The organism is Pantoea sp. Sc1, from assembly GCF_000255315.1.
GTDB classification, from domain to species: Bacteria; Pseudomonadota; Gammaproteobacteria; order Enterobacterales; family Enterobacteriaceae; genus Pantoea; species Pantoea anthophila.
In genome coordinates, this window is the sequence record NZ_AJFP01000001.1 from 3,725,218 (window position 1) to 3,747,868 (window position 22,651).

The window sequence follows — 22,651 nt, forward strand, 5'->3', positions numbered from 1 at the left end:
TCCCCTCTTTTCAGGTGTTTTCGGAATTCAGCATCTGCCAGTTTGATCATCTCTTTATAGAATCTTTTTTCTTTAACCCCGGTTTTATCGCCAGCACATAACACAATGCCACGGCGAGCAGGATCAAACGCGAAGAAGGCTCGAATCGGATTGCCCTGATGCTGCACTCTTAATTCTTTCATATTTGGAAAGTCAGAGTCGTCTACCGTATCAGCATACGGCCTTCCTAATTGAGGACCATACTCGGAAAGGATAATCATCGCGGCGAGCATATCCTCCTTCAGCGCCTCAGTCTGGGTCTCAAACCACTCGTCAAAGAGATGGGTTGTATCGATATCCCACATCGCAACATCCTTATAGCGAATAAGCTATAAACCATACTATAGCTTATTCGCTATAAGGGCAAGTGTTGCCCTATAACCGCGACATGTCCTGGCCAAAAGCGTGCTTTTCAATACAAAAAGCCACCCGTGAGAGTGGCTTTTCCGGTGACACAGCGCGGCGGTAAAACCGTTTACCTCCCCGCAAAGAGCGTTCCTTACAGAGTAATGCGCATCACGCTATCAGGATTCGCTGGCGGCGCCTTGCGCGAGCCTGGCTGCTTCACGCTGACATAAAGCACGTTGCCATCCGCTGAGAGCGCCAGACTGTTCGGCAGGGCCGGCGTTTTTACGGTACGTTTAACCTGATAGGTGCGGGCGTCGATGATGCTGACCTCGCCCGCTTTGCGATGGGTGACATAGAGCTCATCGCGATCCGGATTGAACAGCACCGCCAGCGATTCCGGAACGGCAATCCGCTGTATGACCTGCTGGCTACGCAGATCAACCACCAGCACCTGAGCCTGCTTTGAATCACTCAGGAAGGCACGCTGACCGCGCGTATCCAGCGCAATGTTCAGGAAGAAGTGCGCTTTATCGCCATCAATCTTCTGTTTTTTCTCAACGGCATTGGTGCGCGCGTTAATGGTCACCAGCTCGCCATCCGCATTGGTGACGTACACCTTCTGCGCGGCTGAATCCACTGCCAGGCCTGTGCCCATTTTGCCGGTGTTCGGGATCGTGCTGATCAGTTTCAGCGAACTGCCATCCACGACCCACACCACGCTCTGCGGCCCCAGCCCGGTGATATAGACGCGGTTAGTTTTCACATCTACTGCCACCTGACGCGGCTGCAACGGACGCACGGTTTCGCTGCGCTTGCGGCCATCCAGCACCCGCGTGTTGAGGATGTTGCCGCTGCTGGCATCAATCGCGGTTACTGAACCGTCAAGCGTATTACCGATATAGAGCACGTTGGTTTGCGGGTTAAGGGCCGCGCCAAACGATTTCAGCGGCGTGGCGATCGACTTCTGCACCGCCAGCGTCGCGGGATCGAGACGAAACACGGTACCGCCCTCGCCGCTGCTGTTTTGTGCTGTCGCCACGAACAGCGCCTTCTCCTTCGGGCTGACGGCCAGTTCATAGACCCCTTTGCCCACCGCCTGATTCAGATCTTCTGCCTGCACAGCCAGCCATCCTGACGCAGAAAACAGGGCCGTAGCCAGTAACAGCGGACGCAGCGTCCGGCGCGTATTGGTATTCGCTTTCATAACTTCTCCAGAGTGAATTCACCGCAGACGCAGTGAAATGAAAGCCCGACATTGCAACCAGAAACAGCTGACCAGCAGCCAGAGACAATCTTGTTTTTGAGAATAGTAATTATTTCGGAAGGAAAGGGACAGGATTATTCACGCAGAAACGCCGCCAGGACGCCCGGAGGCGTCCTGTCAGCATGGGAGGGCAGAGAGATTATTTCAGCAGCTCAGCGGTCATGTGCACACCGTTGTTGGTGTAAGCTTCGGTGATTTTATATGAAGCACCAGCTTCCTGAGCCTGCGCAGCAATTTTCGCTTCAGCACCATCCAGCGTAGAGTCGATGGCGGTCACAGATTGCGCGAAGCTGGCGAATGGCAGAACAGAAAGCGCGATAACAGCTGCAAAAGTTTTGATAGATTTCATGGTCAATTCCTCGGTTGATTTTTATCAGGTAAGGCGTGTTGCCTTGTTGATAGAAATAATAGTCCGGAAGTTGATCAGGAAAAAGCGGAGGGTTTTGCTTATCTCTTTCAGAAAAACTGAACATAAAAAGCACGCATCGTACAGTTATCGCTCAAAAGGTTAATCACCCACTCATAAAAGTAAAGGCAGCATAATCCGCTGCCTGCAGAAGATTAACCGTGGTGCCGGACCCGGCTGAAGATGGTCAGTGCAGCCAGCAGCAGCAGTACCCCGCTGGCAACAAATACGCCGCCAGCGCCGCGCAGATCGAACATCCAGCCGCCCGCCGCCGCGCCGACAGTTATCGCCAGCTGAATCGTGGCGACCAGCAGACCACCGCCCGATTCTGCATCATCCGGCACCGCGCGCGAAATCCAGGTTGACCAGCCGGTAGGCATCGAACCAAACGCCATGCCCCAGATCGCCACGCCCGCTCCCACTATCCAGCTGACCCCGCCAAAAGTCACCAGCAGCAGCGCGGTCAGGCTCATCAGCAACGCCATCCCGCTCAGCGTCAGCGACACGCTGCGGGTCACCAGAAAACCGGCCAGCGAGGTGCCAAAGAAGTTCGCCACACCAAAGGCCAGCAGCGCCAGCGACAGCTGGTTAAGGTTGAACTGCGCCACACCTTCCAGGAAAGGGCGCAGATAGGTAAAGAAGGCGAAGTGGCCGGTGAACATCATGATCACGGCCAGCATGCCCCAGCGCATCACGCCGATCCGCAGCAGGGTCAGTACGCCGCCGCTGCGGGCTTTGTTCTCTGCCGGCATGGCGGGGAGGGTAAAGAACTGCCACAGCAGCGCCATTGCGCCCAGCCCGGCGGTCAGCATAAAGATGTTGCGCCAGCCCACCAGGCCACCGAGGTAGCTGCCAAGCGGCGTGGCGATAATCGTCGCCAGCGAGATCCCGCTGAAGACGATGGAGAGCGCCCGCGGTACCTGATCGACAGGCACCAGACGCATGGTGATGGCGGTTGAGAGCGTCCAGAAGCCACCTATCGCCATCCCCAGCAACACGCGCGCCAGCAATATCACCGTCAGATCGCCGGCAAACGCCACCATCAGCGCTGAGGCGATCAGCAGCAGTGAGAAAACCAGCATCACGATGCGGCGATCGATACGCCGCGTGACGCTGCCGGTCACCAGGCTGGTAAACAGCGCCACCAGGGCGGTAATGGTGACGGTCTGTCCCGCCTGCCCTTCTGAAACGCCGAGGCTGTGCGCCATGGGCGTCAGCAGACTCACGGGTAAAAATTCGGCGGTAATCAGGCTGAATACCCCAAACGCCATAGCAAAAACTGCGCCCCACGCGGGGTGGGTCGGCGAGGAAACCTCATCAGCCACTTCGGTTGTCAGACTCATGCTGCTTCTCCGGAAGATAAAAAAGTGTGAGAGAGCATAGAGTGAGGCGTCAGGACGATCTATGATGCTTACACCTTCATTTTTGATAATTCGTCTGGAATCGCATGAGCCACTATGGAGACCTGACCAGCGAGCTGTTGATGGGGATGCGCCTTTATGGCGTCAACTATCAGCGTATCGCCGTAAGCGCACCGTTCGGGCTGCGCTTCGATCACGCACCGGGCCGGGCGCAGTTTCACTTTGTCGGCCGCGGCTCACTGCTGGTGCGCAGCGCCTCCGGTGAGGTGTTTCCGCTTCACAGCGGCGATGCGCTGCTGGTGCCGCACGGTAAACCGCACAGCCTGATCTCCGGCGAGGAGGTGGCCTGCCTGTGTGTGAAAAATATGACGAGCAAGCCAATCTGCGACAGCGTCTGCGCCATCGCCGCCCCGGAGGATGCCGGTGAGGATGAGCACAGCGTGCTGCTGTTCAGCGCCTGTATGGCATTTGAACTGGGCGGCATGCAGCCGCTGATCAATACCATGCCGGATGTGATGCTGGTGAGTACCCTGCTGTCGCAGTATCCGGAGATTCAGCCGATCCTGGCGGCGATGGAGCGGGAGTCGCGCACCCGGCAGGCGGGATTTGCCGGTATTCTGTCGCGTCTGGCAGACGTGGTTGCCGCGCTGATTGTGCGCGGCTGGGTGGAGAACGGTTGCGGCCAGCAGAGCGGGCTGGTGCAGGCGATGCGCGATCCGCGGCTGAGTCAGGCGATTGCCGCCATGCACCGGGAGCCAGGCGAAAACTGGACGGTCGCGCGGCTGGCCAGCGTGGCGGGCTGTTCGCGTTCGGTGTTTGCCGGCCGTTTTCTCAACGCCACCGGCATGACGCCGTTACGTTATCTGACCGAACTGCGGATGCGGCTGGCGGTGCAGCGGATTGTGAACAATGGCGAAGCGGTGGAAGCCGTGGCTTACCATCTCGGCTACGGCTCGATTGCAGCGTTCAGCCGCGCCTTTAAACGCATCGTCGGTCAGTCGCCAGGCGCGCTGCGGGCCGGACGCGAAGGCACGCAGGCGCTGACCGCCTCATCTGCCGCTTAGCGGAATACGCTGATCGCCTCCACCAGACGGTTTGCCTGATGGGTCATGCGACCCGACGCCTCGGCGCTTTCCGATACGCGCGCGGCGTTCTGATGGGTAATGTCATCAAGATCTTCCACCGCTGAGCTCACCTCACTGAGTGCGGTGGCCTGCTCGGCGGTGGCGGCACTGATCTGGGCAATCAGTGTCGTGACATTCTGCACCTGCGACACGATATCCTGCATGGTCCGGCCTGCCGCGCTGGCATGTTCATTGCCCGATTTGACCCGGCCAGCGCTGGTCTCGACCAGCATTTTAATCTCACTGGCCGCTTTGGCGCTGCGCTGCGCCAGGCTGCGCACCTCACCCGCTACCACCGCAAAGCCTTTGCCCTGTTCACCGGCCCGTGCCGCTTCCACGGCCGCGTTCAGCGCCAGGATGTTGGTCTGGAAGGCAATACCGTCGATCACGCTGGTAATATTGGCAATTCGCTTCGAGCTGTCGGCGATTTCACCCATCATCTCCATCATCTCGCTCATCACCTCACCGCCTTTGCTCGCCGCACTGCTGGTGTCGGCAGAGAGGGTATTCACCTCATGCGCGGTTTCCGTATTACTCTTCACCGTCGCGGTCATTTCGTTCATGGTGGCCGCCGTCTGCTGCACGTTGGCGGCCGCCTGCTCGGTGCGACGACTCAGTTCGTTATTGCTGCGGGCGATAGCGTCGCTGGCGCTTAAGACGTTGATCGCCTGGCCGCTGACATCATCCACCAGCCAGCGGAACATCAGGCCGAGCTGACCGATGGCGCGCAGCGTCACGCCCACCTCATCCACGCGATCCATCTGCTCAACCTGATGGCTGGCTCCGGTCGCCACGCGCAGGGCCTGCTGACACATCCGTTCGATCGGGCGGGAGATCTGCTGCTCCAGCCACAGGCTGCTGAGTGTCAGAAGAGCGGCCATACCGGCAGCAAAACCGGCCAGGGCCGCCGGTGTCATACCCAGCGCCCAGGTACCCGCCACCGACAGGGGCAGCAGTGCCAGCAGGGTGCTACGGATCCGCCAGCGCAGGGGCAGCGTCTTCAGCAATGAGGCGGGTCGCCCCCAGCCGCTGCGCACCAGCAGGCCTTTGTGAAAACGTCGCCCTCTGGCGCGGCCTTCACGAAAATCCTGATAGAGCGCTTCGCTCTGACGCACCTCTTCCGGGGTGGGTTTGGTGCGCACCGACATATAACCCTGCACTTTGCCGTCGCGCACGACCGGAATGGCATTGGCCCGCACCCAGTAGTGATCGCCATTTTTGCGTCGGTTCTTGACCAGCGCGGTCCAGGGCTCGCCCTGCTTCAGCGTCGCCCACATGTCAGCAAAGGCTTCCGGCGGCATGTCGGGATGGCGCACCATATTGTGCGGCTGGCCGTTGATCTCGTCGGCGGTGAATCCGCTCGCTTCGATGAAGGCGTCGTTGGCGTAGGTGATGTGGCTGTTGAGATCGGTGGTGGACATCAGTGTCGCATGATCGTCGAACAGATATTCACGCTGAGAGACAGGCTGGTTGTTACGCATCAAAAATCCTTGAAGACCTACCTTCTGCCCGCAACAGCTTAACTGTCAGCGGGAAAACGGTGGGCTGAGAGATAACGATTACCTTTTTTTATGTTTTCGGCATGCGTCTGTACTCTCTTTAGCGTTTCCGTTAAATTTCTGCCGCGAAAAAAGCCACTTTGCAGCGGCTTTCACATTTTTGGGTGATTATTCATCCGTTAGCCGGATTTCAGAATTCCGGCAGTCCGTCAGCTGAGGTCAACATTGCGGGTGCCGAACCACCAGGTCAGCAGAAACCCGCCGGTCCAGGCGACCATCAGCCCGGCCAGATAGACCGCCATCCCGGCGAAGATCCCCTGTCCGGACGTCATCAGCGGCAGCGTGACCAGACCGGATGGCCCGAATACCGTATTCATCCCCACCGGTAATCCCAGCCACGCCACCAGTCCGATAAAGAAACCGCCCAGCGCTCCGCCCCCACAGGCTGTGATGAAGGGCTTGAGGCGCGGCAGGGTGACGCCGTAGATCAGAGGTTCACCGACACCCAGCAGGCCCGGCACAATGGCACCTTTGATCTGCGCCCGCAGCAGCGCCCCCTTCTCCGCTCTATACCACAGCGCCAGTGCTGCACCGACCTGCCCGGCCCCCGCCATTGCCAGAATCGGAAACAGGGAGTTAAAGCCCTGGCTTTCCATCAGCGCAAAGTAGACCGGAATAAAGCCCTGATGGATGCCGAACATCACCGCAATCAGGAACAGCCCGGCCAGCAGAGCACAGCCAAAGGGATTATTGTTGAGATGGATGAACAGCCAGGACATCCCTCTGAACAGTTCACCGCCCAGCGGCATGATGAGCAGATAGGTGATGGCGCCAGTGATCACCAGCGTAAACAGCGAAGTGAGGATCATATCGAAATTATCGGGAATGATGCGGCGCAGCTGTTTCTCAATCCAAGCCCCGATAATCGTCGCCATCAATACCCCGATAATGTTGCCGCGCGGATCGATGCTGAGGCCAAAGAAGCTCTCCATCCCGCTGTAGTAACCCGTGGTGGCAGTGGGCACATAGCCCAGCACAAACAGCGAGGCGATGATGGCACCATTGACGCCGCTGCCGCCAAAGGCTTTCTGCGCGTTGTAGCCAATCAGGATGCTGAGAAAGGTGAACAGCCCTTTGCCGAACACTTTCATGTACGCCACGGTGTGCAGCAGCCAGGGCGCATGGTCGCCGGGCGCATTAAGGTGGAGGCTTTGCTCAATCAGCGTGGCAAAACCGAGCAGCAGGCCCGCGCCGATAAAGCCCGGAATCAGCGGGGTAAAAATGGTGGCAAAACGCGACAGAAACTGGTGAACGCCGTGGGTCTGTTTCGCCCTGAGCTGCTGCTTCTGCTCCGCCGTCCGCTGCGCCAGATCCGCCGTCTGCTGGCGCGGAGGTGGCGAGATATCCTCCTGTGACAGCAGGCGCTGCATCCCTTCCGCGGCGGTCTGCGCTTTCCCCGGACCGAGGACAATCTGAAGCTGCGCCTCACTGTCGATGACGCCCAGCACGCCCGGCAGGCTTTTCAGGCGTGGCAGATCGGCCTGCCCGGCCTGATTGAGCGTCAGCCGCAGCCGCGTCATGCAGTGGCCGCAGGCTGCGATATTGCGCGCGCCGCCGACCGCCTGCAGGATATCGCGCAGCAGTGCTACGGTGATGCTGGCCATCAGCGTGCTCCCGCTGCCTGCAGAGCCTGGCGGATAAAGCCCTGATGCTGGCTGAGCAGCGCTTTTGCCTCATCGGCGTCCAGTCCGGCCAGCACCATCAGGATGGCCGTTTTGCAGTGTCCGCCGCAGGCGGTGAGCGCGGCGCGGGCCGTGGCGTCATCGCAATCCGTGGCCTGCATGACGATGTTGACCTGGCGCTGAACCAGCTTCTGATTCGTGGCTTCCACATCCACCATGAGATTGCCGTAGACCTTTCCGCTGCGGATCATCGCGCCGGTGGTAAGCATGTTGAGCACCAGTTTCTGCGCCGTGCCCGCTTTCATGCGGGAAGAGCCGGTGACAATCTCCGGGCCGACCACCGGGGTGAGCGCAATCGCGGCAACCTGTGCCATGGCGCTGTTTGGATTACAGGTGAGCGCCACGGTGGTCGCGCCAAGTTCGTTCGCGTAAGCCAGCGCACCCAGCACGTAAGGGGTGCGACCGCTGGCGGCGATACCGACCAGGATATCGTGGCGGCTGAAGTGGATATCTTTCAGATCCTGCGCGCCCTGCTCCCGGTTATCTTCGGCGTTTTCAACCGCCTGCAGGATGGCGGTATGGCCACCGGCGATCAGGCCGATAACCTGTTCGCGGGGGGTGCCAAAGGTGGGCGGGCATTCGCTGGCGTCCAGAATACCGAGCCGTCCGGAGGTGCCTGCGCCGCAGTAGATCAGTCGTCCACCGGCCCGGAAGGCGGCGCAGATGGCGTCAACGGCGGCAGCGATCTGCGGCAGGATAGCCTCAACCGCCAGCGCGACCTTTTTATCTTCATCATTAATGACGCGCAGCATCGCTTCGGTGGAGAGTTCATCAATGTTCTGGCTGGCCGGGTTGCGGCCTTCGGTAATCATCTGGCTGAGGTCGAGTTTCATGGCGGGCTCCGCAAAAGGAATAAATTATTCAAACTGGAAAACATTATAAAGAATGATTAATTCGCTGGGGGAGATCTTTTTTCACTGGATGTGAGTGGCGTCGTTGTCAAATCGGAGCCGGTCAGAAAAGGTTCACCTGATCGTAAAGACGCATTCGTCATCCATGACGCTCGCCCCACGCCGTCCCTGGCGTGGGACGCTTTACTCGTCAGGTGAACATTTTCTTCCCTCAGGCTGTTTTACTGCTGTTTGAAAAGAAGTTTTAGCCGGACATCTGCCCTATCGACCCGGTATGAACTAAGCCACATAAAAAAAGGGCCCAACTTTCGTTGAGCCCTTTCTGCGTGAACGAGAACGATCAGCCTGCGGTCTGCGTCCGCAGCTGCAGCTCGTACGCCTTCGCCTGTTCTGCATCGAACTGGTTTTCCCAGCGGGAAATCACCAGCACCGCCAGCGCGTTACCGACCACGTTCAGTGCGGTACGCGCCATGTCCATGATGCGGTCAACACCAGCGATAAACGCCAGGCCTTCCAGCGGAATGCCGACGCTGCCCAGGGTGGCCAGCAGCACCACGAACGACACGCCCGGCACGCCGGCGATCCCTTTCGAGGTCACCATCAGCGTCAGCACCAGCACAATCTCGTCGGTCAGTGACAGGTCAATGCCATAGAGCTGCGCGATAAAGATGGCCGCGATGCTCTGATAAAGCGTTGAACCATCGAGATTAAATGAATAGCCGGTCGGCACCACAAAGCTGGTGATCGCTTTCGGCGCGCCGTAGGCTTCCATCTTCTCCATGATGCGTGGCAGCACGGTTTCCGAACTGGAGGTGGAGTAAGAGAGGATCAGCTCATCTTTCAGGATACGCATCAGGGTGGTGATCCGCAGCTTGCAGAGACGCGCCACGCCGCCCAGTACCACGAAGGCGAAGAAGAGAATCGCCACGTAAACCAGCAGCACCAGCTTGGCCAGCGGCCAGAGCGAGGCAAAGCCGAAGTTGGCAATCGTCACCGCAATCAGCGCAAACACCCCTACCGGCGCATAGCGCATGATCATGTTCGTGACTTTAAACATCGTTTCAGAGATGCCACGGAACAGGTTCACCAGCGGATCGCGCTGTTCTGACGGCAGAGACGAGAGGCCTAAGCCAAACAGCACCGAGAAAAAGATAATCGGCAGCATGTCGCCCTTCACCATTGAGGCGAAGATGTTCTGCGGGATCAGCGACAGAATGGTGGCAACCAGGCTGTGCGGACCGCCCTGCACCTCTGCCGTTGTCGCTTCATATTTAGAGATGTCCACCGTTGCCAGCGTTGACATATCGATGCCGGTGCCGGGTTGAAATACGTTGGCCAGCGTAATACCGACCACAATGGCAAGGGTGGTGATCACTTCAAAGTAGAGAATCGTTTTGACGCCGATGCGTCCCAGCTTCTTTGCATCACCTACGCCGGCAATGCCGACCACCAGGGATGAAATCACAATCGGTACCACAATCATCTTGATGAGATGAATGAAGATATCGCCTGCCGGACTGAGAATGTTGGTGACTAACCATTCACGATTGTCTGGCTGATTATGCAACACAGCGCCCACAATGATACCAAGCACAAGGGCTGTCAGAATCTGCCAGGCCAGGCTGATTTTAAAACCTTTCATAACGTGTCATTTCCTCAGTCAAAACCCGTTTTTTCTCTGCTGCGAAGGTGCAGAAGACGATACACACAGGGAGTGAGCAAAAAGCCCGGTAAATTAGAGGGTGTCTTGAAACAGCGCCTCGTATGAAAATCTGACGATTCCCATACCCATTTTCAGACGCGGTCTGAGTTGATACCTGCAGAACAGGGGCGAGATAAGTACCATTTTCACTGTGGTAAATGCAACCCCTGGCGGATCCGATTAAAAGTTCACCACCTGAGTAGCATAAAGTGCTGCTGACGCTGAAAAACCCTAACCTGCTGTTATGAAAAGTATTACTTCGATGAATTTACGCATAGCTATGCAGGAGCGGTTAAAAAGGCTCCCGGCGCGTTTGCTTGCTTTTTATTCAGGGTGAGTGTCAAAAGGTCATGCCTGTCGCCCTTATCCCCTTCGGCTTATCCAGCAGAAATATCGGGATAGCCTCCTGCTCAGGCGGCGAAGAAATATCCCGTGATCTGTGGCGCAAAAAAGAAACAAAGGCTCAGGGCAGGCTTCAATTAACTATTGATTGACATATCATTAACATCTTCAAGGAGATCCGCCATGAGCCAAAACCACAAACATCCTGTTCCAGAGAACATTGCAGCGAATGCCCTGATCACAGCAGAACAGTATCAGGCGATGTATCAGCACTCTGTCGACGACCCGGACAGTTTCTGGGGCGAACAGGGCAAAATCCTTGACTGGATTAAGCCCTACAGCACAGTGAAAAACTGCTCGTTTGCACCGGGTAACATCAGCATTCGCTGGTACGAAGATGGCACGCTGAACCTGGCGGCAAACTGCCTTGACCGTCATCTCGCCACGCGCGGCGACCACCCGGCCATTATCTGGGAAGGCGACGACGCCAGCGAGAGCAAAACCCTGACCTTCCGCCAGCTGCATGCTGAAGTCTGTCGCTTCGCCAACGTGCTGGAGCTGCTGGAGGTGAAAAAAGGCGATGTGGTGGCGATCTATATGCCGATGGTGCCGGAAGCGGCGGTGGCGATGCTGGCCTGTGCGCGTATCGGGGCCGTTCACTCGGTGATTTTTGGCGGCTTCTCGCCGGAGGCGGTAGCGGGCCGTATCGTCGACTCCAGTGCCTCGCTGGTGATCACCGCAGATGAAGGGATCCGCGCCGGCCGCAGCATCCCGCTGAAGAAAAATGTCGATGACGCATTAAAAAATCCTGCCGTCACCAGCGTGAAGAACGTGGTGGTCTTCCGGCGCACCGGTAAAGAGGTGGGCTGGGTGGAAGGCCGCGATCGGTGGTGGCATGACCTGATGCAGAACGCCAGCACCAACCACTCCCCAGCCGAAGTGGGTGCAGAAGATCCGCTGTTTATCCTCTATACCTCCGGCTCCACCGGCAAACCCAAAGGGGTACTGCACACCACGGGCGGCTATCTGGTCTATGCGGCGACCACCTTTAAGTTTGTCTTTGATTACCATCAGGATGATATCTACTGGTGCACCGCCGATGTCGGCTGGGTCACCGGTCACAGCTATCTGGTCTATGGCCCGCTGGCCTGTGGCGCAACCACGCTGATGTTTGAAGGGGTGCCGAACTGGCCCACACCGAGCCGCATGGCGGAAGTGGTCGATAAACATAAAGTGACCCTGCTCTATACCGCGCCCACGGCTATCCGTGCGCTGATGGCGGAAGGCGATAAGGCGATAGCGAACACTGACCGCAGTACGCTGCGCATCATGGGTTCGGTCGGTGAGCCGATCAACCCGGAAGCCTGGGAGTGGTACTACCAGAAAATCGGCAACAGCCGCTGCCCGATTGTGGACACCTGGTGGCAGACCGAAACCGGCGGCTTCATGATCACCCCGCTGCCGGGTGCAACCGAGCTGAAAGCCGGTTCCGCCACCCGGCCGTTCTTCGGGGTGCAGCCCGCGCTGGTAGACAACGAAGGTCAGCCTCAGGAAGGTGCCTGCGAAGGCAACCTGGTGATCACGGAATCCTGGCCCGGACAGGCGCGAACGCTCTTTGGCGATCACGACCGTTTCGAGCAGACCTATTTTTCCACCTTTAAAAATGCCTACTTCAGTGGTGACGGTGCCCGTCGCGATGAGGATGGCTACTACTGGATCACCGGCCGCGTTGATGACGTACTCAATGTCTCCGGTCACCGGCTCGGCACTGCCGAAATTGAGTCGGCGCTGGTGTCGCACCCGAAAATTGCCGAAGCCGCGGTGGTGGGCATTCCGCACAGCATCAAAGGTCAGGCGATTTATGCCTATATCACGCTGAATCACGGCGAGGAGCCGTCACCGGAGCTTTACACCGAAGTCCGCCAGTGGGTACGCAAAGAGATCGGCCCGATAGCCACGCCGGATGTGCTGCACTGGACGGACTCTCTGCCGAAAACCCGCTCCGGCAAAATCATGCGCCGTATTCTGCGCAAAATTGCCACCGGCGACACCAGCAATCTGGGTGATACCTCCACGCTCGCCGATCCTGGCGTCGTAGAAAAACTGCTTGAGGAGAAACAGTCCATCAACATGCCTTAAGCGCACGCTGTCCGGCGGGAAGATCGCTTCCCGCCACCCTCGCCCCACGCAGTCTGTTTCGGTAGTCACAAATATTATAACCAGCTGAATCCGCGTCCTGACGCGAGGTTCTCCCCTGCAAGACCTCTGGAGAAAATGTGATGAATGACGCCCTTTCGAGTCAGGATGCAATCAATCAACAGATTGAACGTAATCCCCGTTTTCATGAGCTAGTCCGTAAACGCCAGGCGTTCGCGACGCTGCTGTCGCTGATTATGCTGGTGCTCTATGTCGGTTTTATTCTGCTGATTGCGTTCGCGCCCGGCTGGCTCGGTACGCCGCTGCACGCCGGCACCAACGTGACCCGCGGTATCCCGATTGGTGTCGGGCTGATTGTGGTCTCCTTTCTGCTGACCGGCGTCTATGTCTGGCGCGCCAACGGGGAGTTTGACCGTTTAACCAAAGCGATCCTCAGCGAGGTGAAATCATGACCCGACTCACCTTATGGCTGCTGGCCCTGATGCTGCCCTTCTCCGCGCTGGCCGCCGATGCGATAACCGGTGCCGTGCAGCGTCAGGCAACCAACTATCAGGCGATCATCATGTTTATGATTTTCGTCGGGGCCACGCTGGGGATTACTTACTGGGCCTCCAGACGAACCCGTTCACGCAATGACTACTACACCGCGGGCGGCAACATCACCGGCTTCCAGAACGGTCTGGCGATGGCGGGAGACTTTATGTCCGCGGCGTCGTTCCTGGGGATATCGGCGCTGGTTTACACCTCCGGTTATGACGGGCTGATCTACTCGCTCGGCTTCCTGGTCGGCTGGCCGATGATTCTGTTTTTGATCGCCGAACGGCTGCGCAACCTGGGTCGCTATACCTTTGCGGATGTCGCCTCCTATCGTCTTAAGCAGATGCCGATCCGCATCCTCTCCGCCTGCGGTTCGCTGGTGGTGGTGGCGCTTTACCTGATTGCACAGATGGTGGGGGCCGGGAAGCTGATCCAGCTGCTGTTTGGTCTTAACTACCATGTGGCGGTGATTCTGGTCGGCATTCTGATGGTGATGTATGTGCTGTTTGGCGGCATGCTCGCCACCACCTGGGTGCAGATCATCAAAGCGGTGCTGCTGCTGTTTGGCGCCACCTTTATGGCGGTAATGGTCATGAAGGCGACCGGTTTCAGCTTTAATACGCTTTTCACCGAAGCGATGGCGGTTCATCCTAAGGGCGCCGCGATTATGCAGCCTGGCGGACTGGTCAAAGATCCCATTTCGGCGCTGTCACTGGGCTTAGGGCTGATGTTTGGTACGGCTGGCCTGCCACACATTCTGATGCGCTTCTTCACCGTGGCCGATGCTAAAGAGGCGCGGAAAAGCGTCTTCTGGGCTACCGGCTTCATGGGTTACTTTTACTTCCTGACCTTCATTATTGGCTTTGGGGCCATTCTGCTGGTCGGCGCGAATCCGGCGTTTAAAGATGCGGCGGGTGCGCTGATAGGCGGTAACAACATGGCGGCGGTGCACCTGGCGAATGCGGTGGGCGGCAGCACCTTCCTCGGCTTTATCTCTGCGGTCGCTTTTGCCACGATTCTGGCGGTGGTGGCGGGCTTAACCCTGGCAGGCGCGTCGGCGGTGTCGCACGATCTCTACGCCAGCGTTTACCGTAAAGGTCAGGCCAGCGAAAAGGATGAACTGCGGGTCTCTAAAATCACCGTGCTGGCGCTGGGCGTGGTGGCGATTGCGCTGGGTATTCTGTTTGAGAAGCAGAACATCGCCTTTATGGTCGGGCTGGCCTTCTCCATTGCGGCCAGCTGTAATTTCCCGATCATCCTGCTGTCGATGTACTGGTCAAAACTCACCACGCGCGGCGCGATGGTGGGCGGCTGGCTCGGTCTGCTGACTGCGGTGATCCTGATGATCCTCGGCCCGACGGTGTGGGTGCAGGTGCTGGGCAACGCCACACCGATCTTCCCGTATGAGTATCCGGCGCTGTTCTCGATGATCGTGGCCTTTGTAGGCATCTGGATCTTCTCGATTACCGACCATTCGCCGCAGGGTGCAGAAGAGCGTTCGCGCTTCCGGGCGCAGTTCATTCGCTCGCAGACCGGCACCGGTATTGAACAGGGTAAAGCGCACTGATTGCCCTCTGAAACGGGCAGAAACAGGCCATAAAAAAAGGGCGGCTCAATCAGCCGCCCTTTTCTTTCATGTCGCGCATCAGAAACGCAGTGAAGCCCCGACATAAGGACCATCGACCAGCACGTTATCTTTGCGTCCATCTTTGTTGTTCAGCTCGATGTACTGATAACCCACGCGCAGGTTAAGCAGTGAGACCGGCGTGAAGCTCAGGCCGCCCGCCGCTTCCTGGTAGCTGTCCAGCTGATCGGTGAAGGACTCCGGCGCATAGTAATATTCGCCATACAGGCCCCACATGCTGTTCAGGCTGTAGTGTGCTGCACCACCCAGCGCCACCGCAAATCCATCTTTTCCATCTTCAGGATGGGTGAAGATCGCTTTTGCGGTCGGCGCCAGACGCAGCGGCCCGAAATCGACGTTGTAACCCAGACCGGCACCGTAGGTGCTGCCGTCATGATCGCTACGCAGCCAGTTACCCTTCAGAAACAGCCCCGGCGTGGTGGTGCCCAGCCCCAGATTCAGGTTGGTGTTGTGTTCACTGACATCAACACTGCCTTCGATTGCCTGAGCGGCACCGCTCAGTAAAACCAGCCCGAGGGCGCTCCCGGTAACAAGTTGCTTAAACATGATTCCACTCCGTGAAAGGACAATTAATTCGGCCGCAAGGTTAACAGCCTGAAAAACGGAGACAACATTATCCGGAAAACTTTACGTAAAAATACGTGTCGCGGTCAGGAGAGTCGCCTGCGCAGAGCAGTGTAGACTATATCGTCCACATCAGGTGTCCAATCAGCGGAGCCAGAACCACGGTCACCACGCCAGAAAGCATCATCACCAGGCTGGCGACAACGCCCTCCTGCTGCCCAAGCTGATAAGCACGTGCCGTTCCGGCACCGTGCGATGCTGCGCCCAGTCCCGCGCCTTTCGCTACGCCCTGCTTAATGGCAATGCGCAGAAACAGGACGTCACCCACCGCCATGCCAAACACGCCAGTGATCACCACAAACAGCGCCACCAGATCGGGCTGTCCGCCAATCGGCCCCGCGGCGGCCAGCGCAAAGGGGGTGGTGATGGAGCGAACGGCAAGGCTGCGCTGAATCGACTCCGGTAACGTCAGCAGCCGCGCCAGCCAGACGGAACTGCAGACGGCCATCAGCGTGGCGGTCAAGACGCCCGCGCTCAGCGACAGCCAGTGACGCTTAATAATCGCCACGTTCTCATACACCGGCACGGCGAAGGCCAGCGTGGCGGGCCCCAGCAGCCACAGCAGCCAGTGGTTTTCAGCGATGTAATCCTGCCAGCTGATGTGCGTCAGCAGCAGCAGCGCCACCAGCACCAGCGGCGTCATGACCAGGGGCATCAGCAGCAGCGTCCGCCAGCGCCGGTAGAGCCGTTTATTCAGCGCATAGACCAGCAGGGTTACCGCCACACAGAGCAGGCTGAGCAGAATATCACGCATGGGGGCCCTGCTTACGCGCGGCGCGCGCGACTTCATACTGATAAAGCCGATCCACGACCCAGGCGGTGGAAGCCAGCACCAGCACGGTACTGACGCCGATCACCACGCAGATGCGCCAGCCGTCGATCCGCAGCAGATCGCCATAGTTGACCACCGCAACCACGGCCGGAATGAAGAACAGCAGCATCTCGGCCAGCAGCCAGCGTGACCCCGCTTTCACCCAGTTGAGCGGCACGACGCGCGTCACGATCAATGCCAGCAGCAGCAGCATGCCGACGATGTTGGCAGGCAACGGCAGATGCAGCCACGTCACCAGCCGGTCGCAGGCGATAAACAGACCGATATAGAACCCCAGCTGCAGCGGCAGACTCAGCCATTGCGCTGCGCGGTGACTGCGTGGTGTGAGTGCTAACGCCATACCCTTCTCTCCCGATTAAATTCACCGCACCAGTATAAATCGCCGACAGAAGGTGAAAAAAATGAATTAAAATTATCGCAATCATGCCTGAAAGGAATAGTTATGGATGTCCGTGCCCTGCGTTACTTTACTGAAGTGGTTCGCCAGCAGAGCTTTACCCGAGCGGCACAGAAGCTGTTTGTGACGCAGCCGACCATCAGCAAAATGCTGCGCCAGCTGGAGGAGGAGCTGGGCTGTACGCTGCTTCTGCGTGATGGCCGTCGCCTGCATCTTACCGACAGCGGACAGGCGGTCTATCAGCGCGGGCTGGCGATCCTGCAGGAGTTTCATCAGCTGGAAGCAGAGATCGGTGACATCAACGAGCTGAAAACCGGTGAGCTGCGGCTCGGCATTCCACCGATGGTCGGGATGCAGATAGCCGGATCGATCTCTGCGTTTCGCCGCCGCTATCCGGGTGTGGCGCTGAAAATTTCGGAGTTTGGCGGGCTGACCGTCCAGCAGGCGGTGCTGGCGGGCACTCTGGACATCGCGCTGACCGCCCTGCCGGTTGACGCCGGGCTGCCGCTGAACACCCTGCCCCTGATGCACCATCCGCTCTGCGTGCTGCTGCCCCGGCATCCGGCGTGGCTTGGCCGCCAGCAGATTGGACTGGCTGAACTGGCGCAGCATCCGCTGCTGATTTTCAACGAGGAGTTTTCGCTGAACCGGCAGCTGATGCAGGCGTTTCAGCGGCTCAGTCTGACGCCGACGATAGCGGTGCGCAGCGGCCAGTGGGATTTTCTGGCGGCGATGGTGCAGGCGGAAATGGGGCTGGCGATTCTGCCGGAGCCGATCTGTCAGCGGCTGGATAAGCACTCTTTATTGTGGCTGCCGCTGGAGTCGGAGCTGAAATGGAGTCTGGGTCTGATCTGGCGGGAAGGCAGTTATCTGTCGCGCAGTGCGCAGGCGTGGATAGCGTGCTGTCGCGAGCACTGGCCGGATCAGCCGCCGCGTCTGTCGGTGTAGCAGGCGGGCGCGCCGCGTTATCGCAGACGCGCCCGTTGCGGATTACTCCTCTTTTTCGATCAGCAGCGCTTCCAGCAGGTCCAGGTCGTGCAGTAATTTCTGCATCGTCTCATTGGAGATCTGCTGAGTAGCGCGCAGATGATAGACCTCGGCGCGTTCGGCGCGCAGCCCGGTCAGGCGGAAGCGACGCTCCAGGTTTTCAGCGAACAGCGCATGTTCGAGGTCGTTCTTCCCTTCGGCGCGACGACGTAAGTTGCCAATCACCCGCAGGCTCACCTCTTTCAGCAGCTCCGGATCGATATTCTCTTCCGACTCCTTCTCCAGCCGCTCTTCCATTTTGTGCAGGCTCTCAATCGCGGCTCCGGCCATGACGGCACGGGCGTTCTGCAGTTCGCGGCGATGCGCACCCTTGTCGATGGTATCGATGCCGCGCAGCAGAATCGGCAGGATCACCACGCCCACCAGCAGCGAGAACAGAATCACCCCGGTCGCAATAAACACCAGTTCATAACGCGCCGGGAAGGGTTCGCCATTGCTCAGGAACAGGGGAATGGAGAGCACACCCGCCAGGGTAATCGCACCGCGGACACCGGCAAAAGAGGCGATCAGCAGTTCGCGCAGCGAATAGTTAGAGAACTCCAGCGGCTTCTTCTTCAGCAGGCGTTTGCTGAAGCGCTGCATAATCCACAGCCAGCCGAAACGCACCAGCATCAGCGCCAGATAGACCAGCGCGATATCAGCGAACAGCATCCAGAGTTCGACGTTGGGATCGGCCTGCGCCTGGTCAACCGAGGTCTGCAGAATGTCCGGTAACTGCAGGCCAAGCATCAGGAAGACCATGCCGTTAAAGACAAACTCCAGCATCTGCCAGACGCTGTTGGCGCGCAGACGCATCGCCAGCGGAGCCTGACGGATAATGCCGGAGCGGGTGATGGTCATACCGGCCGCCACGGCTGCCAGGATGCCTGACACACCCAGATGTTCGGCAATCAGGTAAGAGGCGAACGGCAGCAGCAGCAGCAGAACGGTCTGGGTCGCCGGGTCGTCACCGCTCCAGCGGCTGAGCAGGCGCAGCGATTTCCCGTAGAGCCAGCAGACCGCTACACCCGCCACCAGACCACCGACGGCGACTTTCAGGAATTCGATGCTCGCGCCGCCCCAGGTAAAGACCATGGTGCCCATGGCGACAGCCACGGCAAACTTCAGCGACACCAGGCCCGACGCGTCGTTCATCAGTGCTTCACCCTGAACGATCGACATAATCTTTTTAGGGATGCGGCCTTCGCCGACGATGCCGGAGAGCGCCACGGCGTCGGTGGGCGACAGTACCGCCGCCAGTGCAAAAGCGGGGATCAGCGGGATACCTGGCACCATCCAGTAGATGAGATAGCCGATACCAATTACGGTAATCAGCACCAGCGCCAGCGCTAAGCCGATAATTTCACGACCGTGATGCAGGAACTCACTGATCGGCGTCTTCCAGCCATCCGCGAACAGCAGCGGCGGGATGAACAGCACCAGAAACAGTTCCGGATCAAAGTCGACATGCAGACCAAACGTCGGCCAGGCCAGCAGCGCACCAGCGGCGATCTGGACAAGGGGTAACGGGATCTGAAAAGGGAGAATGCGGGCCGCGACGCCGGAGAGCGACACGACCAGCGTCATGATGAGAATAGTAAAAAAGATTTCCATGCTTTCCTTAGGCGTCGTTTCTTTCAGTCATTGGTTAAGCGATAAAGTGTAAAACAAACGGCGATGAAGGGTGTCAGCTACGCGTGCGACGAGGAGGAAAAAAGTGAAAAATTCCGGACGCGTTGTTACACGTCCGGTTCAGCAGTCAGATCGCCCAGCCTCCGGCATAAAACGCCACCAGCGCAACGGCAATCACGACGGTGCCGACGTTGAGCCTGCGCCATTCGCCCGCGAAGAGACGGCCCACTACCAGGCTGGCAAACCCAATCATGATGCCGGTCACGATGTTGCAGGTGAGCACGATGATCACCGCCGTTAACAGACCCGACATCGCATCAACAAAATCAGCGAAGTCGATTTTTGCCACGTTGCTCAGCATCAGCAGACCCACATACATCAGGGCAGGTGCCGTGGCGTATGCCGGTACCAGGTAAGCCAGCGGCGACATAAACAGAATGGCCAGGAACAGCAGGCCGACCACAATGGCGGTCAGACCCGTTTTACCGCCCGCCGCCGTTCCCGCCGCCGACTCGATATAGACTGCCGCCGGCGACGCGCCGACCAGACCGGCGAACAGGCTGCTGACAGAGTCCGAGGTCAGGGCACGGCCGCCATTGATGATCTGGCCCTGCTTATCCAGCAGATTGGCTTGCCCCGCCACGGCGCGAATGGTGCCGGTGGCATCAAAGACCGCCGTCATGACCAGTGCCAGCACGCTCGGCAGCACCACCGGCTGCAGGGCACCCATGATATCGAGGCTGAACAGCAGCGACTGTCCCTGCGCATCACGCAGGTCAGGCAGCGCAAACAGCCCGTGATACGTCACCGCCGGGTCAAAGATCAGTCCCAGCAGTGAAATAGCGATAATCGTCAGCAGGATGCCGCCCGGCACCCGGCGCTTCTCCAGCCCGATAATCGCCGCCAGACCCAGCAGCGTCATCATCACCGGAAAGGTGGTGAAGTGGCCCAGGGCGACCGGCAGGCCGGGAGCCGGATTTTTAACGACCAGGCCCACGCCATCCGCCGCAATCAGCAGCAGAAACAGACCAATTCCGACGCCGGTGCCGTGCGCCACCCCCATCGGCAGGTTGCGCAGGATCCACGCACGGATACCGGTGACGGAGATCAGCGTAAAGAGCAGGCCCATCAGGAACACCGCGCCCAGCGCGACCGGCACGCTGATGTGCTGACCCAGCACCAGGCTGAATGCGGTAAAGGCGGTTAACGAGATCGCGCAGCCAATCGCCATCGGCAGATTGGCCCATAAGCCCATCAGGATAGAACCAAAGCTGGCGACCAGACAGGTGGCGACAAAGACGGCCGTCGGGGAGAAACCGGCTTTGCCCAGCATCACCGGTACGACGATTACGGAGTAAACCATCGCCAGAAAGGTGGTGAGTCCGGCCAGAATTTCCTGACGCACGCTGCTGCCTCGCGCCGAGATCGAGAACCAGGCGTCCAGTTTTCCACTGGCCGGGCGTGATTCAGTTGACATAATTGAGCCTCAAAAATTTTTGTTGTGTGGATCGCTCTGCGGCCATCGCTGTCCCTGGAATAAGCGGGTAGACGGTAACCCTGACCGGGCGGACCCGGCAGGCAAACGTTTACCTTGCCGCAGAGTGTGGGTCGCTAAAGGCGGCCGGATAAAAAGGCAGGCGATTATCCGGCGTTTGGCGGCACAGTTTCAACTGTCAGAGGGAGATTGTTCAGCATAAAGATCCGCGGTTCAGGGCGGAAAATCGTGCAGCCGGGGCCAGGGCAACGCGCTGACGCATTGATGTTAAAGCGGTTTCTGACGGACGGGGCACCGGCATAGCCGTGAAGAGAGACGGCTTGCCGGGCGAAAAAGAGGATCAGCCTGGCAGCGAAAGCTCGCCGCCCTGAGCGATCGCGCGCTGCCAGGCGGCGCGCTGCTGTACGGTCTCTAACCATTTCCGGGTGGCGGGCATCTGATCCAGCCCGGCGCGCTGCGCCAGTGCCAGCAGCGGAAAGCTCATCTGGACATCGGCTATGGAGAAGCGCTCACCGGCAAACCAGGGGTTAGCCGCCAGATGCTGTTCAATCATCTTCATGTGCGGCTTTAGCTGTTTATCCAGAAACGCCTTCTGCACCCCTTTCCCGAATGCCGCCCCGACCGGACGCAGCAGCCACGGCACCGGGGCTTTGCCCATCTGCCCGAAGATCAGCTTCATCACCAGCAGCGGCATCAGCGATCCCTCGGCGTAGTGCAGCCAGTAGCGGCACTGCAGACGTGACGCCTCATCACTGATTTTCAGCCGGAAGGTGTGATCGTAGTTCTCTTCCAGGTATTCCAGGATGGCTCCCGACTCGGCCACAACCCGGTTGCCGTCGGTAATCACCGGCGATTTCCCCAGCGGATGCACCTTTTTCAGCGCCTCCGGGGCCAGCATCGTCGGTTCGCGTTGATAGCGTTTAATCTGGTACGGCACTTCCAGCTCTTCCAGCAGCCACAATACGCGTTGCGAGCGCGATTGCTCAAGATGGTGAACGGTGATCATCATGATTCCCTGTGTTTTGACCTCTCTTCAGTATAGACGTCACTCCACATCCGGATGTTTATCATCCTGTTCCGGGTCCAGCAGCACCGCACCCGACCCCTGCTCGCCCAGCCGGTCGCCGGGATTACGCAGCGGGCAGTCGCGCATCGACAGGCAGCCGCAGCCGATACATCCATCCAGATCGTTGCGCAGGCGGGTCAGAGTTTCGATGCGCTTATCCAGCTCTTCGCGCCAGTGCCGGGTCAGCGCATCCCATTCCGGTGTCGACATCCGTTTGTCAGCCGGGATGTGATCGAGACTGTCGCTGACCGTCGCCAGCGGAATACCGATGCGCTGAGCAATCTTGATAATCGCCACGCGTCGCAGCACGTCACGACTGTATCGCCGCTGATTGCCGCTGTTACGCGTACTGAAAATCAGCCCTTTGCTTTCATAAAAGTGCAGTGCCGACACCGCCACACCACTACGGCGCGCCACCTCACCCGGTGTTAACACCGGTTTTGGATAGTTGCGTTCTTTTTTCATCAGGCCCTTTACCTCAAGTTAACTTGAGGAATTATACTCCTTCTCTATCAAAACGACGAAACTCCCTATATCACTTATTAAGCACCAGAAGGATGAG

The 22,651-nt window shown here is 58.6% G+C and carries 19 protein-coding genes and 1 pseudogene; 5 read left to right on the forward strand and 15 right to left on the reverse strand.

Going from position 1 to position 22,651, the window contains the following annotated elements:
- Nucleotides 1-5: 5 nt before the first annotated feature.
- From S7A_RS17280 to S7A_RS17295, 4 genes and pseudogenes are all read right to left on the reverse strand, one after another.
- A pseudogene (locus tag S7A_RS17280) lies at nt 6-344 on the reverse strand (type II toxin-antitoxin system RelE/ParE family toxin); the annotation flags it as partial.
- A 194-nt stretch (nt 345-538) separates the two neighbouring features.
- Nucleotides 539-1,591, reverse strand: a complete 1,053-nt coding sequence (locus tag S7A_RS17285) for a YncE family protein (protein ID WP_009092570.1) — start codon at nt 1,589-1,591, stop codon at nt 539-541.
- Nucleotides 1,592-1,790: 199 nt separating this feature from the next.
- A complete protein-coding gene (locus tag S7A_RS17290; RefSeq protein ID WP_009092571.1) occupies nt 1,791-2,000 on the reverse strand; it encodes a DUF1471 domain-containing protein in 210 nt (69 codons plus the stop codon).
- 212 nt (nt 2,001-2,212) lie between these two features.
- The gene (locus S7A_RS17295; RefSeq protein ID WP_009092572.1) at nt 2,213-3,400 is read right to left on the reverse strand and encodes an MFS transporter; all 1,188 of its coding nucleotides are present in this window, start codon (nt 3,398-3,400) and stop codon (nt 2,213-2,215) included.
- 104 nt (nt 3,401-3,504) lie between these two features.
- On the opposite strand from S7A_RS17295, the gene S7A_RS17300 reads away from it, so the two are divergent.
- A complete protein-coding gene (locus tag S7A_RS17300) occupies nt 3,505-4,482 on the forward strand; it encodes an AraC family transcriptional regulator (RefSeq protein ID WP_009092573.1) in 978 nt (325 codons plus the stop codon).
- On the opposite strand, the gene S7A_RS17305 is transcribed toward S7A_RS17300, so the two are convergent.
- From S7A_RS17305 to gltP, 4 genes are all read right to left on the reverse strand, one after another.
- A complete protein-coding gene (locus S7A_RS17305) occupies nt 4,479-6,023 on the reverse strand; it encodes a PAS domain-containing methyl-accepting chemotaxis protein (RefSeq protein WP_009092574.1) in 1,545 nt (514 codons plus the stop codon). The genes S7A_RS17300 and S7A_RS17305 overlap by 4 nt on opposite strands.
- Before the next feature lie 227 nt (nt 6,024-6,250).
- The gene (gene murP / locus S7A_RS17310) at nt 6,251-7,705 is read right to left on the reverse strand and encodes a PTS N-acetylmuramic acid transporter subunit IIBC (RefSeq protein ID WP_009092575.1); all 1,455 of its coding nucleotides are present in this window, start codon (nt 7,703-7,705) and stop codon (nt 6,251-6,253) included.
- On the reverse strand, nt 7,705-8,616 hold the full coding sequence (gene murQ / locus S7A_RS17315) for an N-acetylmuramic acid 6-phosphate etherase (protein WP_009092577.1): 912 nt from the start codon (nt 8,614-8,616) through the stop codon (nt 7,705-7,707). Before murQ ends, murP begins: the two co-directional genes overlap by 1 nt.
- Before the next feature lie 358 nt (nt 8,617-8,974).
- Nucleotides 8,975-10,276, reverse strand: coding sequence for a glutamate/aspartate:proton symporter GltP (gene gltP, locus S7A_RS17320; protein WP_009092578.1), 1,302 nt, complete (start codon nt 10,274-10,276; stop codon nt 8,975-8,977).
- Between the two features lie 585 nt (nt 10,277-10,861).
- On the opposite strand from gltP, the gene acs reads away from it, so the two are divergent.
- The 3 genes from acs (at nt 10,862) to S7A_RS17335 (ending at nt 14,939) form a co-directional block, all read left to right on the forward strand.
- Entirely contained in the window at nt 10,862-12,817 is a 1,956-nt protein-coding gene (gene acs / locus S7A_RS17325; protein ID WP_009092579.1) for an acetate--CoA ligase, read from the forward strand.
- 140 nt (nt 12,818-12,957) lie between these two features.
- Complete coding sequence (locus S7A_RS17330; protein WP_009092580.1) at nt 12,958-13,287, forward strand: DUF485 domain-containing protein; 330 nt, start codon at nt 12,958-12,960, stop codon at nt 13,285-13,287.
- Complete coding sequence (locus S7A_RS17335) at nt 13,284-14,939, forward strand: cation acetate symporter (protein ID WP_009092581.1); 1,656 nt, start codon at nt 13,284-13,286, stop codon at nt 14,937-14,939. Before S7A_RS17330 ends, S7A_RS17335 begins: the two co-directional genes overlap by 4 nt.
- 78 nt (nt 14,940-15,017) lie before the next feature.
- On the opposite strand, the gene S7A_RS17340 is transcribed toward S7A_RS17335, so the two are convergent.
- The 3 genes from S7A_RS17340 to S7A_RS17350 form a co-directional block, all read right to left on the reverse strand.
- Nucleotides 15,018-15,563 (reverse strand): YfaZ family outer membrane protein, encoded by a 546-nt coding sequence (locus S7A_RS17340; RefSeq protein WP_009092582.1) that lies wholly within the window; start codon nt 15,561-15,563, stop codon nt 15,018-15,020.
- Nucleotides 15,564-15,699: 136 nt separating this feature from the next.
- Nucleotides 15,700-16,395, reverse strand: coding sequence for an LrgB family protein (locus S7A_RS17345; RefSeq protein WP_009092583.1), 696 nt, complete (start codon nt 16,393-16,395; stop codon nt 15,700-15,702).
- Nucleotides 16,388-16,813 carry a CidA/LrgA family protein gene (locus S7A_RS17350; protein WP_009092584.1) on the reverse strand — a complete coding sequence of 142 codons (426 nt, stop codon included), beginning with the start codon at nt 16,811-16,813 and terminating at the stop codon, nt 16,388-16,390. Before S7A_RS17350 ends, S7A_RS17345 begins: the two co-directional genes overlap by 8 nt.
- 102 nt (nt 16,814-16,915) lie before the next feature.
- Here S7A_RS17350 and S7A_RS17355 point away from each other — a divergent pair, with 102 nt between their 5' ends.
- Entirely contained in the window at nt 16,916-17,818 is a 903-nt protein-coding gene (locus tag S7A_RS17355; protein ID WP_009092585.1) for a LysR family transcriptional regulator, read from the forward strand.
- Between the two features lie 42 nt (nt 17,819-17,860).
- On the opposite strand, the gene S7A_RS17360 is transcribed toward S7A_RS17355, so the two are convergent.
- The 4 genes from S7A_RS17360 to soxR all read right to left on the reverse strand — a co-directional run bounded on the left by S7A_RS17360 (nt 17,861) and on the right by soxR (nt 22,554).
- The gene (locus tag S7A_RS17360; protein WP_009092586.1) at nt 17,861-19,510 is read right to left on the reverse strand and encodes a Na+/H+ antiporter; all 1,650 of its coding nucleotides are present in this window, start codon (nt 19,508-19,510) and stop codon (nt 17,861-17,863) included.
- A 145-nt stretch (nt 19,511-19,655) separates the two neighbouring features.
- Nucleotides 19,656-21,005, reverse strand: coding sequence for an NCS2 family permease (locus S7A_RS17365; protein WP_009092587.1), 1,350 nt, complete (start codon nt 21,003-21,005; stop codon nt 19,656-19,658).
- 358 nt (nt 21,006-21,363) lie between these two features.
- The gene (locus S7A_RS17370) at nt 21,364-22,029 is read right to left on the reverse strand and encodes a glutathione S-transferase family protein (protein ID WP_009092589.1); all 666 of its coding nucleotides are present in this window, start codon (nt 22,027-22,029) and stop codon (nt 21,364-21,366) included.
- A gap of 39 nt (nt 22,030-22,068) precedes the next feature.
- Complete coding sequence (gene soxR / locus S7A_RS17375; RefSeq protein WP_009092590.1) at nt 22,069-22,554, reverse strand: redox-sensitive transcriptional activator SoxR; 486 nt, start codon at nt 22,552-22,554, stop codon at nt 22,069-22,071.
- Between the last annotated feature and the right edge of the window lie 97 nt (nt 22,555-22,651).

What these genes read in the sequence shown, in the direction of transcription:
- S7A_RS17300 (WP_009092573.1), top strand. Translation starts at nt 3,505, where the DNA reads ATGAGCCACTATGGAGACCTGACCAGCGAGCTGTTGATGGGGATGCGC.
- S7A_RS17345 (WP_009092583.1), bottom strand. Translation starts at nt 16,395, where the DNA reads ATGCGTGATATTCTGCTCAGCCTGCTCTGTGTGGCGGTAACCCTGCTG.
- acs (WP_009092579.1), top strand. Translation starts at nt 10,862, where the DNA reads ATGAGCCAAAACCACAAACATCCTGTTCCAGAGAACATTGCAGCGAAT.
- S7A_RS17335 (WP_009092581.1), top strand. Translation starts at nt 13,284, where the DNA reads ATGACCCGACTCACCTTATGGCTGCTGGCCCTGATGCTGCCCTTCTCC.
- S7A_RS17355 (WP_009092585.1), top strand. Translation starts at nt 16,916, where the DNA reads ATGGATGTCCGTGCCCTGCGTTACTTTACTGAAGTGGTTCGCCAGCAG.
- S7A_RS17330 (WP_009092580.1), top strand. Translation starts at nt 12,958, where the DNA reads ATGAATGACGCCCTTTCGAGTCAGGATGCAATCAATCAACAGATTGAA.
- murP (WP_009092575.1), bottom strand. Translation starts at nt 7,705, where the DNA reads ATGGCCAGCATCACCGTAGCACTGCTGCGCGATATCCTGCAGGCGGTC.
- gltP (WP_009092578.1), bottom strand. Translation starts at nt 10,276, where the DNA reads ATGAAAGGTTTTAAAATCAGCCTGGCCTGGCAGATTCTGACAGCCCTT.
- S7A_RS17340 (WP_009092582.1), bottom strand. Translation starts at nt 15,563, where the DNA reads ATGTTTAAGCAACTTGTTACCGGGAGCGCCCTCGGGCTGGTTTTACTG.
- S7A_RS17305 (WP_009092574.1), bottom strand. Translation starts at nt 6,023, where the DNA reads ATGCGTAACAACCAGCCTGTCTCTCAGCGTGAATATCTGTTCGACGAT.
- murQ (WP_009092577.1), bottom strand. Translation starts at nt 8,616, where the DNA reads ATGAAACTCGACCTCAGCCAGATGATTACCGAAGGCCGCAACCCGGCC.
- S7A_RS17365 (WP_009092587.1), bottom strand. Translation starts at nt 21,005, where the DNA reads ATGTCAACTGAATCACGCCCGGCCAGTGGAAAACTGGACGCCTGGTTC.
- soxR (WP_009092590.1), bottom strand. Translation starts at nt 22,554, where the DNA reads ATGAAAAAAGAACGCAACTATCCAAAACCGGTGTTAACACCGGGTGAG.
- S7A_RS17370 (WP_009092589.1), bottom strand. Translation starts at nt 22,029, where the DNA reads ATGATCACCGTTCACCATCTTGAGCAATCGCGCTCGCAACGCGTATTG.
- S7A_RS17350 (WP_009092584.1), bottom strand. Translation starts at nt 16,813, where the DNA reads ATGGCGTTAGCACTCACACCACGCAGTCACCGCGCAGCGCAATGGCTG.
- S7A_RS17295 (WP_009092572.1), bottom strand. Translation starts at nt 3,400, where the DNA reads ATGAGTCTGACAACCGAAGTGGCTGATGAGGTTTCCTCGCCGACCCAC.
- S7A_RS17360 (WP_009092586.1), bottom strand. Translation starts at nt 19,510, where the DNA reads ATGGAAATCTTTTTTACTATTCTCATCATGACGCTGGTCGTGTCGCTC.
- S7A_RS17285 (WP_009092570.1), bottom strand. Translation starts at nt 1,591, where the DNA reads ATGAAAGCGAATACCAATACGCGCCGGACGCTGCGTCCGCTGTTACTG.
- S7A_RS17290 (WP_009092571.1), bottom strand. Translation starts at nt 2,000, where the DNA reads ATGAAATCTATCAAAACTTTTGCAGCTGTTATCGCGCTTTCTGTTCTG.